The sequence below is a fragment of the Massilia sp. LXY-5 genome (assembly GCF_059801075.1).
In genome coordinates, this window is record NZ_JBNNEH010000002.1 from 156,542 (window position 1) to 171,245 (window position 14,704).

Genomic DNA, 14,704 nt, shown 5'->3' on the forward strand with positions numbered 1-14,704 from the left:
TAAACATGCGATGCGTATGAAAGCAAAGCTTACTCACAGTGTTTAGGGCCGCCTGGGTAACTGCCTTCGTTGTATTGCGCCAGTGTGGCGGCCCAGTCCTTTTGCATGCCGCAGCTTCCTTTGGTACTGCAAGCGGCGGGACTGGTAACGGTCAGCCAGGCCGCCGCGGACGAGATGGTGGATGTGACGCCTTGTGGCGCAGATGCGTTATTCGCGACATTCAATACCGCGGCAATATATTGTTGCGCCAGTTGATAATATCCCGGCGCGCTTTTTACCGGGCTGTCCATGACTCCCTGCCAGGTTTTTCCGCTCAAATAGAACATCGCGCTGCGATCGTACGGAGAAGGCCAGACAACGTTCGGCTTGCTTCCCCAGTATCCCTGGGTATAGCTGCAGCCGCCCGTGTCCACGGAGTCGCAAGGCTTCACCTCGCCCAGGAAGGTGGCTTTCGGTTCCGGTCCCTTGGGTATGCCGAGCGCACCGGAATGGTTCATGATGGTGATGGAGGCTACGTTCCGGATGGTGCCCGGAAGAGGCAGGTTGTCAACCGAATATGAGATGACGGTCGCGGTGCCATCAGTGGTGGCGGCAGGGATGAAGCTTGGAACGGTTAGATTGACATATGGACCGCCGACCCAGTCGGTTCCGGTCTTGTACTGGATCTGGTCCGTGATGGCGAGGCCCACGGTATCCACAGCGCCCTCGTTCCAGAGTGTGATCAGCCCCGAATAACGCCAGTTGCCGTCAGACACCGCGCAGATATCAATCGTTTTGTAGGCCGCCAGGGTCGTGCCGTTTTTCCCTTGGGCAAGCGCTGTATTGTATGTGGCAATACAGGCTCCCACTAGAATTGCAGACTGGAAAAGACGAGACAGCTTTCGTGTGGTTTTCATTATTATCCCCTATATTTTACAGACGGGCTCGAGAGTGAGCCTGAATGAATTCTAGTGTAAATACAGGGGTAAATTATGAATTATGCATACTGTTAAAATAATATAAATAGTCATTCACTATTTGAATATTTATTCCCATTGGAAAATTAGTTAAATCCCCATTTAAAACGAATCACATATTTAAAACAGGGATATGAATCTTATCGGAAGGCAAGCATCTGTTATTGGAATCAATTAGGTGCGCTCTTTCACAGGCACCCTTCCACATAGCGCACTTGTTCTCTGGCGCCGGCGTAAAAATGCGCAATCTTGCCGCCCTCGGTTTCGAAGCGGAGCGAATAGCGGCTGTCGGCCGAGTCGACCGTCAGGTACTGCTCAGCGCTATTGTAGAAATGATCTTCGCGCCTGGCACGCGGGTAGATGGCGTGGACGCGGGCGACAGGATCGCCGACCGCGATCTCGTTCGCCGTCCTCGTTCCTGCCGCAAATACGTCGACGCGCTTGAGCACCCCGTCGATGAACATCAGGCTGACGCCGGGATGCATGGGAAGGGGGATCTCGTCGCATCCTGGCGAAGCCTGCAGCGACGGGTCGCTTGCCGCGAGCCGGCTGCCCACGGCGGCATTCGCTTCATCGAAACGCATGCCGATTCGCAGCGGCCCGATGCCATCCAGCCTGAGCGTCCAGTCGGCCGCCGTCGCCGGTCCGCCGAGCCAGACCAGGGTTGCCAGCGCCGCCGTATTCATCGCGCACCTCATGCATCCGTCCTTTCCCGGCCTCTTACTCGTGCCGCAGGCAATCCACCGGCAGCAAGCGCGACGCCCTTCGTGCCGGATAAAACCCGAAGAACACTCCCACGGCCGTCGCGAACGCACAGGCCACGATCACGGCGCTCAATCCCACCTTCACGTCGAACTCGGCCAGCTTCGTGATCACCGCCGCCCCGGTCGCCGCGATCGCAATCCCGACTGCGGCGCCGGCCAGGCAGATCACCACCGCCTCGACCAGGAACTGCAGCAGGATGTCGCGCGGCTTGGCGCCGATCGCCATGCGGATGCCGATCTCGCGCGTGCGTTCCGTCACCGAGACCAGCATGATGTTCATGATGCCGATGCCGCCGACCACCAGGGAGATGCCGCCGATCACGCCCAGCAGGGCGGCGATGCCGGTGGTGATCTTGGCGCCGGTGGCGGCAAAACTGGCCATGTTCTGCAGGCGGAAGTCGTCCGGGTCGTCGAGCTTGATGCGGTGGCGGTCGCGCAGGGTTTCCTTCATGTCCTCGACCGCATCGGCCAGCACGCCTTCGCTCTTGCCCTGGGCCGCGATGTAGTGCACGTTGTCGGGGAAGGGGCCGCGCACCATGTAGGCGCGTGCCGCCGTGATCGGCACCAGCACCATTTCCGACAGGTCGCCGCCGTCGATCTGGCGTCCTTCTCCCTGCAGCACGCCGATCACCTGGAACGCGACGTTCTCGATGCGCAGGTAGCGCCCGAGCGGGTCCTGGCGGTAGAAGAACTGGTCCGCGACCTTCTGGCCGATGACGACCATGCGCGCGGCGGCGCGCACATCGTCGTCGGTAAACATGCTGCCCTGTTCGACCTTCCAGTTGCGGATCTTGAACATGGCCGGCGTCACGCCGTGCACCAGGCTGCCCGAGGTTTCGTTCCCGGCCGCCAGCTTGAAGCTGCCCTGCAGCGCCGGCGCCGCGCCCGCCAGGCTGGGCAGGCGGTCCAGCGCCTGCGCGTCGAGCAGGGTGAGCGAGGGCGCCGCGCCGCTGCGCATGCGCTGTGCCTCGGTGCGGTCGCCGCCCGGGAATACATAGACCATGTTGGTGCCGAGCGCCTCCATTTCCTTCTTCACGAAGCGCTGCATGGTGTCGCCCAGCGCCAGCATCAGCACCACCGAGGCGATGCCGATCACGATGCCGAGCATCGTCAGCGCGGTGCGCAGGCGGTTCGCCGCCATCGAGCGGAAGGCCTCGACCATCACCTGGAGCAGCTTCATGCCGGGCTCCCGGAAAGCAGCTGCTCGTGGCTGGCTGCGAGCTGGCGCAGGCCCTCGGCGGCGGGGCCGTCGTACAGCACGCGCCCATCCTTCAGGCGCACCAGGCGCCGGCTCCAGGCCGCGATGTCCGGTTCGTGCGTGACCAGCACGATGGTGATGCCGCGCTGCGTGTTCAGCGTTTGCAGGCCGCGCATGATGTCGTCGCTGGTTTGGGTGTCGAGGTTGCCGGTCGGTTCGTCGGCCAGGATCAGGGGCGGGTCGCCGACCAGCGCGCGCGCGATCGCCACGCGCTGCTGCTGTCCTCCCGAGAGCTGGTTCGGCGTGCGCTTGCCGAGTTCTCCCAGTCCCACGCGCTCGAGTTCCTGCTTCGCCTTCGCCAGCGCCCGCCCGCGCGCCACGCCCGCATAGATCAGCGGCAGCGCCACGTTCTCGAGCACGCTCATGCGCTTGATGAGATTAAAGCTCTGGAACACGAAGCCGATGGTGCGGTTGCGGATCTCGGCCAGCTGCGGGCGCGAGAGGGCGCGCGTATCGAGGCCGTCGAGCAGGTAATCGCCGCCGCTGGCCTGGTCGAGGCAGCCGAGGATGTTCATCAGGGTCGATTTGCCGGAACCCGACTGGCCCATCACCGCGATGAAATCGCCGCGCTCCACGCGCAGGTCGACGCCGAACAGCACCGGCGTCTCGACGCTCCCGGAAACATAGGCTTTGGTAACCGAGCGGATGTCGATCAGGGTGTCGGAGGATGCGGCCGTCATCACATGTCCTGGGCCGGCGTGACCGAACGGGTGACCACGCGCTCGCCCGCCTTCAGGTCGCCGCTGACGACTTCCGTATAGCGGAAGTTGGACAGGCCGATGCGGATGTCCACGGGATGCGGCTGGTTCTTCGCATCGAGTTTATACACCTTGAACATGCGCGCCGTTTCGCCCGTGTTCTGCAGGGCCAAGTCGTCGTCGAGCGGCGCGGCGTTCGCGGGTTCCTTCGCGGCGCCGTTCGCCTTCTCCGCGGCCAGCGCCTTGCGCTCCTTTTCCTGGTCCTCTTCCGACAGCCGGAAGCGCAGGGCCGCGGTCGGGATGCGCAGGGCCTTTGGCCGGTTGTCGACAACCAGGCGCACCTGCGCCGTCATGCCGGGTTTCAGCAGCTCGTCATTGTTGTCGACGTCGAGCACGACGTTATAGGTGACGACGTTCTGCACCACGTTCGGCGCCAGGCGGAACTGGCGCATGGTGGCGTTGAACTCGCGGCTCGGGTAGGCGTCGACCACGAAGCGCGCCGGCAGGCCGTCCTTCAGGGCGCCGACGTCGGCTTCCGACACGCTGGTATCGATCTGCATCTTGGTCAGGTCCTTCGCGATCTGGAACAGGTTCGGCGTGTTGAACGAGGCCGCCACGGTCTGCCCGAGGTCGATCGTGCGCTTGATGATGACGCCGTCGATCGGGCTGCGGATCACGCTGTTGTTCAGGTCCGCGAGCGCCCGCGCCAGCTGGGCCTCGGCCAGCTGCTGGTTCGCGCGCGCCACGTCCAGCTCGCGGCGCGACTGGTCGAGCGCCAGGCTGGACACGAAATTCTGCGCCACCAGCTGCTTGTTGCGCTCGAAGCTGGCCAGGGCCAGGCGCAGGTTGGCCTGCGCGGAGGCGACGCTGGCACGTGCCTGGCCGACCTGGGCATTGAAGATGGTCGGATCGAGTTTCAGCAGCACCTGCCCCTTCCTCACGCGGTCGTTGAAGTCGGCATTGAGCTCGACAACGGTGCCTGAAACCTGCGAGCCGACATTTACCAGCGCCACCGGATTGATGGTGCCGGTGGCCGTGACCGTATGCGTGATGCTGCCGGTATCGACCGCGCTGGCGCGGTATTTCAGCGGCGGCGTCTTCGGCTCGCTGCCGTGCCTGGCATACGCAAAGGCCGCCGCACCCGCCACGAGCAGGGCGCCAGCCACCAGCGCGCGCTTTTTGGTGAAGATCTTCATCGTTCCGCCTGTCTGAATAGATGTCAAATAGCAATCAATCCAGTCTCCGGGATTTTTGTCTTCTCGGCAATGCAAAACGGATATGCATGCGGTAAATCGGATATGCATGTGGCGCCGGTCACGCAGGTCGTCGAGATGGCGGTGGCGATCCGTTAAAATGTCGCCATTCCATCTTTCCATTGCAGACATCATGACTCAAGACGAACTCAAGCAAGCCGTGGCACGCGCCGCCATCGATTACGTGGTCGACGGCGAAATCATCGGCGTGGGCACCGGCTCGACGGCGAATTTCTTCATCGACGAACTGGCGAAGATCAAGGACCGTATCAAGGGTACCGTCGCCTCCTCGGAAGCGACCGCGGCGCGCCTGCGCGGCCACGGCATTCCCGTGTTCGACCTGAACGAGGTCGAGTCGATTGCCGTCTACATCGACGGCGCGGACGAGATCACCGAGCAGGGCGCGATGATCAAGGGCGGCGGCGCGGCGCTCACGCGCGAGAAAATCGTGGCCTCGGTATCGAAGCGCTTTGTCTGCATCGCCGACGGTTCGAAGCTGGTCGGCACGCTGGGCAAGTTCCCGCTGCCGGTGGAGGTGATCCCGATGGCGCGCGCGGTCGTGATGCGCAAGCTGGCGGCACTCGGCGGCCAGCCGCGACTGCGCACGAAAGCGGGCAGCGATGAAGCCTTCATCACCGACAACGGCGGCGAGATCATCGACGTGGCCGGCCTGCAGATCGCCGATCCGGTCGCACTCGAGACCGAGATCAACGGCATCGTCGGCGTGATCGCGGTCGGCCTGTTCGCGAAGCAGGGCGCCAACGTCTGCCTGCTGGGCATGGCGGACGGCGTCAAGACCCTGAGCTTCTGATCCTTTCGGAGACACGATGAAAGCACTGCTGGCGCTGGCGATTGCAACCGTCCTGGGCGGCTGTTCGATGTTCGGGGCGAAGGCGCCGTCTGCGCCGGGTAGCGCGGTCGCGGTCAAGGCGGCGCCGCAGCTGGTCGACGCCAACGGCGTGCCGATCGAGCGCGTACCCTATCGCGTCGGCGTCTCGTCCGTCACGGTCGAGCAGCTGGCGCGCCAGCATGCCTGCGTCGGGCAGGGTGCGGGCCTGGTGACCGAGCCGGGGCCGGTCGAGGTGTACCGCCTGCAGTGCGGCGACGGCAAGGTGTTCATGGCGCGCTGCGAATTGAGACAGTGCCGCAAGATGTGATCATTCGCTGACCCTGCCGCGCAGCGCCTTGACCTGGCCGCTGCGCGTTTTCTCGTCCAGCCGGCGCCGCTGCGAGCCGCGCGTCGGTTTCGTCGGGCGGCGCACGGTCTGCACCACGGCCGCCGCATCGACCAGCGCCTGCAGGCGTTGCAGCGCATCTTCCTTGTTCTGTTCCAGGCTGCGCGACTGCTGGGCTTTCAGCACCAGCACGCCTTCGCGCGTGATGCGGGTGTCGCGCATCTCCAGCAGGCGTTCCTTGACCCAGGCCGGCAGGGACGAGGCGCCGATATCGAAGCGCGCATGCACCGCGCACGAGACCTTGTTGACGTTCTGGCCGCCGGGACCCTGGGCGCGGATGGCGATGAATTCGACTTCGGAGGGGAGGATGGTGGCTGCCACGGCGTTTCCGTTCATGTAATTCGCGCATCATGCCACGCCCGCAGCGCATCCGTGCACGGCACAACATGGATGATGTATTTGTAACAACTGTAACGTGCGGCCTGTATTTATGGAAACGTGTAATCTAATGACAACAAATTGATAAGGAGCAAAACCATGAACAAGACCGCCATTACCGCCCTGATGTTCGCCGTTGCTGTCGCCGCCACCGGTTGCAAGAAAGCCGATCACGATCCATCGACCGGTCCTGCACAGGAAGCCGGCAAGGCCATCGACAACTCGGCTGCCGCCGCCGCCGCGAATACCCGCGAAGCCGCCAGCGCTGTCGGTAACGCAACCGAACGCGCTGCCGAAAACACCGCTGCCGCTGCCGACCGTGCCGGCGACAAGATGGAAAACGCCGCCGAGCGCGCCAACCAGAACATGAAGGAAGCCGGTGCCGAAGTGCGCCAGGAATCGCGCGAAGCCGCGGCCGACGCCAAAGCCGGCGCAGCCCATGTCACCAACAAGGCCGGCCAGGGCCTGGAGCGTGCCGGCGAGAAGATGCAGGACGCCTCGAAGAAGTAAGCCGTATCGCCGCAAGGTCGGCAGCACATCGGCCCGCGCATCTGCTTCGCAGTGCGCGGGCTTTGTTTCTGCCGCCTACTGCAGCACGAAACGGATGATGCGGGTTACGACGAACAGCACGATCACGACGATCGCCGCCCATTTCGCGATCCGGACTGCCTTGCTGCTGACGGTTTTCATGCTCACGCCTCCGCGATGTGAATCTTGCTCTTGATGTGCTTGAGGCTGGCCACGATGGTGAAGCTCATGATCACCAGCAGCGACCACGAACTCCATTTGCTGATGTGGACGATCGACCAGGCGCCGAGCTGGTTCGGGTAGCGCCACATGCCCCAGAAGGTGCCGATGTTTTCGGCCAGCCAGATGAAAAAGCCGATCAGGACGAAGCCGAGCATCAGCGGCATCTGGCGGTCGCGGTCGAGCGGGCGGTAGATGACGACGGTGCGCGAATACAGGCCCAGCGCACAGGCGGCCAGGTACCAGCGGTAGTCGCCGATGTAATGATGGGTGAAGAAGTTCGCGTAGATGAGCAGGGCAATGGTCGCCGCCATCCAGTAGGGCGGGTGATGGCGAATGCGCAGGTCGAACATGCGCCAGGCCTGCACGATATAGCTGCCGATCGAGGCGTACATGAAGCCGGCGAACAGCGGCACGCCGAAGAGCTTGGTGTACGCGAAATCCGGATAGCTCCAGGACTGGATGCTGCCCGATACCTTGAACGCCTCCAGCGCAAAGCCGACCATGTGGAACAGGCAGACGGCCTTCAGTTCGTCCCAGGTTTCGAGTTTGGCGTACACCATCCAGAACTGGATGCCGAGGGCGACGAGCAGCAGCAGATCGTAGCGTGGAATGCCGAACAGCCCGGCGCGCGGCATCAGCAGGACGATGGCCATGAAGCTGAACACGAACAGGCAGGAACGCGCGTTCTTGAAACCGAAGTAGAGGAATTCGATCAGGCCGCGCCGCAGCCCGGCCAGCATGCGCGGGCGGTCGTCCATCAGCAGGTTGTCGAAGGCGGCGAGCATGTTCATGTTCTTGTGGGACCGTTAGGGACGACGCCCCATTCTACGACGAGCTCCGCGGCGCCGGCCAAGTCTCATCCGCGCGAGAATACGATTTCGTCATCGGGAGTCGTATCGTGAACACGGAAATCGTCTGCACCATCGGCCACTCGAACCGGCCGATCGAGGAATTCATCGACCTGCTGCGGCAAAACGAGGTCGCCCTCCTGCTCGACATCCGCACGGTGCCGAAGTCGCGCCACAACCCGCAGTTCGGCCAGGACCAGCTGCCGCTGTCCTTGAAGGAAGCCGGTATCGAATACCGCCAGATGCCGGGCCTGGGCGGGCTGCGTCGGCCCCGGAAGGATTCGCCCAACAGCGGCTGGCGCAATACCTCGTTCCGGGGCTATGCCGACTACATGCAGACCCCGGAATTCGCGAAGAACGTGGACGCCGTGATCGACCTGGCCCGCAGCAAGCGCTGCGTGCTGATGTGCGCCGAATCGGTACCCTGGCGCTGCCACCGTTCGCTGGTGGCCGACGCGCTGCTGGTGCGCGGGATCCCGGTCGAGCACATCATCAATCCGGGCAAGCGCAAGCCGGCCGCACTGACGCCATTTGCAAAGGTGGATGGAACGCGCATCACCTATCCGCCCGAAGGGGGCGAGCAGATCGCGCTGGATCTCGGGTGACGGGTAAAAGGGGAGGAGTGGGCGGAGCGGGCGGGAAAACCCCCGCCCGCTCCGGAAGGGATGCTGCTTACGGTGCCGGCGGCACGTAACCCATCGCCTGGTCGGCGCCTTCGCCGAAGAAATGCTTTTCCATTTGCGTCGCCAGGTACTTGCGCGCGCGGTCGTCCGCCAGGTTCAGGCGGTTTTCGTTGATCAGCATGGTCTGGTGCTTGAGCCAGCCCTGCCAGGCTTCCTTCGAGACCGACAGGTACAGCTTCTTGCCCATTTCGCCCGGGACAGGCGGGAAATCGAGGCCTTCGGCTTCCTTGTTCAATTTAACGCAGTGGACGGTGCGGGCCATGTGAGTGCTCCTGATTCGGTATGAGATAAAACCGCGATTATAAAGACTTGATGAAAACCTGTGACTTGCGCTGCCAGTTATACATGTGCTGGCGGTCCTTCGGCAGGTCGTCCACGGTCGCCGGCTGGAAGCCGCGCTTCTTGAACCAGTGCGCGGTGCGCGTGGTCAGCACGAACAGTTTCGTCAGTCCGGCGGCGCGCGCGCGGTTTTCCATGTGCTTCAGGATGCGCTCGCCGTCGCCCTGGGCCTGCACGTCCGGATTGACGGTGAGACAAGCCATCTCGCCCATCTTCGCATCCGGGAAGGGATACAGGGCGGCGCAGCCGAAGATCACGCCGTCGTGCTCGATGACCGAGAACTGCTCGATCTCGCGCTCGATCAGCTCGCGTCCACGGTAGACGAGGGTGCCGTCCGCTTCCAGAGGCTCAATGAGCTTGATAATTCCGCCGACGTCCTCAATTGTGGCCTGGCGCAGGCTTTCCAGGTTCTCGTGGCTGATCATGGTGCCCACGCCGTCGTGGGTGAACAGTTCGAGCAGGGCCGAACCGTCCATCTCGAACGGCACGATGTGCGCGCGGTCGACGCCGCTGTTGCAGGCTTTGATCGCATGCCGCAGGTAGAAGGCGGCGTCGGGCGGCAGGAAGTTCGCCTGCAGCACGGCTTCAGCCTGGTGCGAGGACAGCTCGCGGATTTCCTCGCCGGCGGCGTCGGACATCATCGGCGTCTCGGTAATGTAGATCAGCTTGTCGGCATGCAGGGCGATCGCGGCGGTGGCGGCCACGTCTTCCATCGTCAGGTTGAATACTTCGCCGGTGGGCGAGAAGCCCAGCGGCGAGAGCAGCACCAGGTTGTCTTCGGTCTGCAGGATCGGGGCGATCTTGTCGGCCGCGATCTTGCGCGTCATGCCGGTCAGCTCGAAGTCGATGCCGTCGATGACGCCGAGCGGACGGGCGACGACGAAGTTACCGGAGACGATGCTGATCTGGGCATTCGACATCGGCGTGTTCGGCAAGCCCTGGCTGAAGGCCGCTTCGATATCGAGGCGCAGTTCGCCGGCGGCTTCCTTGGCGCATTCCATCGCCGCGGTGTCGGTGATGCGCACGCCGTTGTGGAAGCGCCCCTCGACGTTACGCAGCCCGAGCTGCTCGGCCACCTGCGGCCGTGAGCCGTGCACCAGCACGATGCGGATGCCGAGGGCGACGAGTAAAGACAGGTCTTGCGCCAGTACCGGCAAGGCGCCGGCGGCGACCAGTTCGCCGGGGAAGGCGACGACGAAGGTCTTGCCGCCAAAGGCATGAATATACGGCGCGACAGAGCGCAGCCACTGGACGAATTGGGTAGGGTTTTCCATTTGCCGCATTATAATTCGCTGCGCGACTTGCGCACCAAATACCTCGTAAAAATCAATGTCTGAACAGAGTAACAAGCCTAAGCCGGATACGGCGCGCGCAGCAGTCCCAAGCAATGAAGCCAGGCAGCCGCGCGAGCGTGCTGCCGGCGAGTTGCGCGCACCGATGACGCAGACGCCGGACGGCGCTTTGCAGACCAAGGGCGAACGCCGGCATGCGGGCGAGGGCGGGCAGGGTGCGCAACGCGGCCAGCGGCCGCCAAAAGACAAGGCGCCGCAAGGCGAGCGTGCCCCGGGCGAACGCCCACCGCGTGAGCCGAAAGCGCAGCGCGCAGCGCGCGTACAGACGCCGCTGCCGCCAATTACCTATCCCGAGGATTTACCTGTCTCCGGCCGCCGCGAGGAAATCGCCAAGGCGCTGGTCGAGAACCAGGTCGTCATCGTCTCCGGCGAAACCGGTTCCGGCAAGACCACGCAGTTGCCGAAGATCTGCCTGCAATTGGGCCGCGGCGAAAAGGGCCTGATCGGCCACACACAGCCGCGCCGTATCGCCGCGTCCTCCACCGCGAAACGCATCGCGCAGGAGATCGGCACGCCGCTGGGCGAACACGTCGGCTACAAGGTGCGCTTCAACGATACGCTGCAGCCGGGCGCGTCGATCAAGCTGATGACCGACGGTATCCTGCTGGCCGAAACCCAGACCGACCCGCTGTTGAAAGCCTACGACACGATCATCATCGACGAGGCCCACGAACGCAGCCTGAACATCGACTTCCTGCTCGGCTACCTGAAGCAGCTGCTGCCGCGACGTCCCGACCTGAAGGTGATCATCACCTCGGCGACCATCGACGCCGAACGCTTCGCGCGCCACTTCGCTTCAAGCGACGGCAAGCCGGCGCCGGTGATCGAGGTCTCGGGCCGTCTGTACAAGGTCGAAATCCGCTATCGCCCGGTCGACCGCGACCCTGTCATGGCGGGCGGCGGCGTCGACAACAAGCCGGCACCGAAGGCGCAGCAGGCACGTGAAAAGCGCGACCTGATGGACGCCGTGGTCGATGGCGTCGATGAACTGTGCCGCCTGGGACAGGGCGACGTGCTGGTCTTCCTGCCGGGCGAGCGCGAGATCCGCGACTGCGCCGAAGCGCTGCGCAAGCACCATCCGCCGCACGTCGAGATCCTGCCGCTGTTCGCGCGCCTGTCGGTCGAGGAGCAGGACCGCGTCTTCCGCACGACGAACGCGCGCCGCATCGTGCTGGCGACGAACGTGGCCGAGACGTCGTTGACGGTGCCCGGCATCCGCTACGTGGTCGACGCGGGTCTCGCGCGCGTCAAGCGCTACAGCTTCCGCAACAAGGTCGAACAGCTGCAGGTCGAGCCGATCGCGCAGTCGGCGGCGAACCAGCGCGCCGGCCGTTGCGGCCGCGTGGCCGACGGCGTCTGCATCCGCCTGTACGAGGAAGACGATTTCCTCCAGCGTCCGAAGTTCACGGACCCGGAGATCCTGCGCTCCTCGCTGGCCGCCGTCATCCTGCGCATGAAGTCCCTGCACCTGACGGACGTCGAGACCTTCCCCTTCATCGAGCCGCCGCAGGGCCGCGCGATCGCCGACGGCTACCAGCTGCTGCAGGAAGTCGGTGCGGTCGACGAGACCAACGAACTGACGCCGCTCGGCCGCAAGCTGGCGCGATTGCCGCTCGACCCGCGCGTGGGCCGCATGATCCTGGCCGCGCTGGACAACAACTGCCTGACCGAGATGCTGATCATCGCCTCGGCCCTGTCGGTGCAGGACCCGCGCGACCGGCCGATGGAATACCAGCAGCAGGCCGACGAGAAGCATAAAAAATTCGCCGACGAGAAGTCCGAGTTCCTCAGCTTTATCAAGATCTGGAACTGGTTCGAGGACGCGATCGAGCACAAGAAAACCAACCGCCTGCTGCAGGAGAACTGCCGCGCCAACTTCCTGTCGCAGGTGCGCCTGCGCGAGTGGCGCGACGTGCATTCGCAACTGCTCACCATCGTGCGCGAGCAGGGCTGGCGCCTGAACGAGGCGGCGGCCACCTACGAGCAGCTGCACCTGGCGCTGCTCACCGGCCTGCTGGGGAATATCGGCTTCAAGGCCGAGGACGAGCCGGGCGGCGCCTATCTCGGCGCACGCGGCATCAAGTTCCACATCTGGCCGGGTTCCTCGCTGACCAAGAAACCGGGCCGCTGGATCATGGCGGCCGAACTGGTCGAGACCACGCGCCTGTACGCGCGCTGCATCGCCCAGATCCAGCCCGAATGGATCGAGAAGATCGGCGGACACCTGCTGAAGAAATCCTGGGGCGAACCGCGCTGGGAAAAGAAGCCGGCGCAGGTCTCGTCGCTGGAACGCGCGACCCTGTACGGCATCGTCGTCTACAGCGGCCGGCGCATCAATCACGCGCTGCATAACCCCTACGAAGCGCGCGAAATCTTCATTCGCGATGCGCTGGTCGCGGGCGACTACGAAACGCGCCAGCCCTTCTATGCGCACAACCACAAGCTCGTCAAAGAGATCGAGAACCTCGAGCACAAGTCGCGGCGCCAGGACGTGCTGGTCGACGAGCAGCTGATCGCGGCGTTTTATGACGCCGAGATCCCGAAGGATGTGGTGAACGGCGCCGGCTTCGAGAAGTGGTACAAGGACGCCGCGCGCGACAACCCGAAGCTGTTGTACCTGAACCGCGAAGAGCTGATGCGCCACGAGGCGGCCGGCGTGACGACGGAGCTGTTCCCGAAGACGATGAACGTCACCGGCATCGAGATGGGGCTCTCGTACCACTTCGAGCCGGGCAGCCCGCGCGACGGCGTGACCCTGTCGGTACCGCTGTTCGCGCTGAACCAGATCCCGCAAGAGCGCGCGGCCTGGCTGGTGCCGGGCATGCTGAAGGAAAAAGTGCACTTGATGTTGAAATCGCTGCCGCAAAAGCTGCGCCGCCATTGCGTGCCGCTGCCGGACTACGCGGCGCGCTTCGTCGAGCGCATCCACGCGGCCAAGGCCTTCGGGCGCGGCGACCTGGTCGACGTGCTGATCGCGGACGTGCGCGCCGAGACCGGCGTGAACGTGCTGACCGGCGACTTCAAGCTGGAGACGCTGCCGACCCACCTGTTCATGAATTTCAAGATCATCGACGAGCATGGGCGCCAGCTCGAGATGGGGCGCAACCTGGCCAGCCTGCAGGCGGAACTGGGCAGCCAGGCGCGCGAGAGCTTCCAGAAGATGGCGGAGGCCACGCCGGCGGCACTGGGCGCGGCACGAACGAACGTGGCGACGCCTGCGGCCTGGGGCGCGGGCAGGAATGCCGCACCCATCGCGGTGGCGGCACCGGCGGCCAAAGGCAAGGGCGCTGCGCCGGCAGCGGCCCCGCAAGCGGCCGCGCCGGCCGTCAGCCAGCACACGAATCTGACCAGCTGGACCTTCGGCGAACTGCCCGAGCTGCTCGAGATCACGCAGGGCAAGCTGACGCTGATCGGCTTCCCGGCCCTGGTCGACAAGGGCACGCACTGCGACCTGGAAGTGTTCGACGACCCGAATGTCGCCGCGCGCACCCACCGCATCGGCCTGCGCCGCCTGTTCGCGCTGCAGCTGAAGGATCAGCTCAAATTCGCCGAGAAGAACATCCCGGGCCTGCAGGGGATGGGCATGCAGTTCATGACGGTCGGCTCGCAGGAAGAGCTGCGCGACCAGATCGTGCAGAAGGCGATCGACATCGCCTGCCTGCAGGACCCGCTGCCGACGGATGCGGCCTCGTTCAACAAGCGCAAGGACGAGGGCAAGGGCCGCATTGGCCTGCTGATCAACGAGATCGCGCGCCTGGTGGGTGCGATCTTGAGCGAGTTCCACGGCATGCCGAAGCGCCTGAAAGGCCTGCCGCCGGCGGTTGCGACCGACATGCAGGAGCAACTGGCAGGCCTCGTGCACAAACGCTTCATCGCCGACAACGAGTACAGCCAGCTGGCCCACTTCCCGCGTTATTTGAAAGCGATGAACGTGCGCCTGGAAAAACTGCGCGGCAATCCGTCGCGCGACAGCCAACTGATGCTTGAATGGCAGAACGCCGCCAGCCAGTGGCAGCGCATCTCCAAGCAGCCGGGCAAGCAGAACGACCCGCGCATGACGGAGTTCCGCTGGATGCTGGAAGAGCTGCGGGTTTCGCTGTTCGCCCAGGAGCTGCGCACGCCGATGCCGGTGTCGGCCAAGCGGCTGCAGAAGGTGTGGGAGTCGATGATCCGCTGATTCGTCGAGCGCA

At 64.1% G+C, this 14,704-nt stretch carries 14 protein-coding genes; 5 read left to right on the forward strand and 9 right to left on the reverse strand.

Features of this window, described 5'->3' with window-relative positions; genetic code table 11:
* Positions 1 to 29 precede the first annotated feature (29 nt).
* The 5 genes from ACI48I_RS04190 to ACI48I_RS04210 all read right to left on the reverse strand — a co-directional run bounded on the left by ACI48I_RS04190 (position 30) and on the right by ACI48I_RS04210 (position 4,872).
* Positions 30 to 896 carry a hypothetical protein gene (locus tag ACI48I_RS04190; RefSeq protein WP_498573416.1) on the reverse strand — a complete coding sequence of 289 codons (867 nt, stop codon included), beginning with the start codon at positions 894 to 896 and terminating at the stop codon, positions 30 to 32.
* 248 nt (positions 897 to 1,144) lie between these two features.
* Positions 1,145 to 1,642 carry a hypothetical protein gene (locus tag ACI48I_RS04195; RefSeq protein ID WP_498573417.1) on the reverse strand — a complete coding sequence of 166 codons (498 nt, stop codon included), beginning with the start codon at positions 1,640 to 1,642 and terminating at the stop codon, positions 1,145 to 1,147.
* 34 nt (positions 1,643 to 1,676) lie between these two features.
* A complete protein-coding gene (locus ACI48I_RS04200; RefSeq protein ID WP_227496719.1) occupies positions 1,677 to 2,900 on the reverse strand; it encodes an ABC transporter permease in 1,224 nt (407 codons plus the stop codon).
* On the reverse strand, positions 2,897 to 3,658 hold the full coding sequence (locus ACI48I_RS04205) for an ABC transporter ATP-binding protein (RefSeq protein WP_193688780.1): 762 nt from the start codon (positions 3,656 to 3,658) through the stop codon (positions 2,897 to 2,899). Before ACI48I_RS04205 ends, ACI48I_RS04200 begins: the two co-directional genes overlap by 4 nt.
* Complete coding sequence (locus tag ACI48I_RS04210; protein WP_498573418.1) at positions 3,658 to 4,872, reverse strand: efflux RND transporter periplasmic adaptor subunit; 1,215 nt, start codon at positions 4,870 to 4,872, stop codon at positions 3,658 to 3,660. Before ACI48I_RS04210 ends, ACI48I_RS04205 begins: the two co-directional genes overlap by 1 nt.
* Positions 4,873 to 5,062: 190 nt before the next feature.
* Here ACI48I_RS04210 and rpiA point away from each other — a divergent pair, with 190 nt between their 5' ends.
* Entirely contained in the window at positions 5,063 to 5,740 is a 678-nt protein-coding gene (gene rpiA / locus ACI48I_RS04215) for a ribose-5-phosphate isomerase RpiA (protein WP_193688782.1), read from the forward strand.
* Positions 5,741 to 5,756: 16 nt separating this feature from the next.
* The gene (locus tag ACI48I_RS04220; RefSeq protein ID WP_498573419.1) at positions 5,757 to 6,086 is read left to right on the forward strand and encodes a hypothetical protein; all 330 of its coding nucleotides are present in this window, start codon (positions 5,757 to 5,759) and stop codon (positions 6,084 to 6,086) included.
* Here ACI48I_RS04220 and arfB read toward each other — a convergent pair whose 3' ends face one another.
* The gene (arfB, locus tag ACI48I_RS04225) at positions 6,087 to 6,485 is read right to left on the reverse strand and encodes an alternative ribosome rescue aminoacyl-tRNA hydrolase ArfB (RefSeq protein WP_498573420.1); all 399 of its coding nucleotides are present in this window, start codon (positions 6,483 to 6,485) and stop codon (positions 6,087 to 6,089) included.
* 156 nt (positions 6,486 to 6,641) lie between these two features.
* On the opposite strand from arfB, the gene ACI48I_RS04230 reads away from it, so the two are divergent.
* Positions 6,642 to 7,052, forward strand: a complete 411-nt coding sequence (locus ACI48I_RS04230; RefSeq protein WP_498573421.1) for a hypothetical protein — start codon at positions 6,642 to 6,644, stop codon at positions 7,050 to 7,052.
* Positions 7,053 to 7,234: 182 nt separating this feature from the next.
* Here the strand turns inward: ACI48I_RS04230 and ACI48I_RS04235 are convergent, their stop codons facing one another.
* Complete coding sequence (locus ACI48I_RS04235; RefSeq protein WP_498573964.1) at positions 7,235 to 8,050, reverse strand: DUF817 domain-containing protein; 816 nt, start codon at positions 8,048 to 8,050, stop codon at positions 7,235 to 7,237.
* Positions 8,051 to 8,190: 140 nt separating this feature from the next.
* Here ACI48I_RS04235 and ACI48I_RS04240 point away from each other — a divergent pair, with 140 nt between their 5' ends.
* A complete protein-coding gene (locus ACI48I_RS04240; protein WP_498573422.1) occupies positions 8,191 to 8,745 on the forward strand; it encodes a DUF488 domain-containing protein in 555 nt (184 codons plus the stop codon).
* A 67-nt stretch (positions 8,746 to 8,812) separates the two neighbouring features.
* Here ACI48I_RS04240 and ACI48I_RS04245 read toward each other — a convergent pair whose 3' ends face one another.
* Both ACI48I_RS04245 and argA read right to left on the reverse strand, forming a co-directional pair.
* A complete protein-coding gene (locus ACI48I_RS04245; protein WP_193688788.1) occupies positions 8,813 to 9,085 on the reverse strand; it encodes an oxidative damage protection protein in 273 nt (90 codons plus the stop codon).
* Between the two features lie 37 nt (positions 9,086 to 9,122).
* Entirely contained in the window at positions 9,123 to 10,436 is a 1,314-nt protein-coding gene (gene argA / locus ACI48I_RS04250) for an amino-acid N-acetyltransferase (RefSeq protein ID WP_193688789.1), read from the reverse strand.
* Positions 10,437 to 10,491: 55 nt separating this feature from the next.
* Between argA and hrpA the strand changes: the two genes are divergently transcribed.
* A complete protein-coding gene (gene hrpA / locus ACI48I_RS04255; RefSeq protein ID WP_498573423.1) occupies positions 10,492 to 14,691 on the forward strand; it encodes an ATP-dependent RNA helicase HrpA in 4,200 nt (1,399 codons plus the stop codon).
* Positions 14,692 to 14,704: the final 13 nt, after the last annotated feature.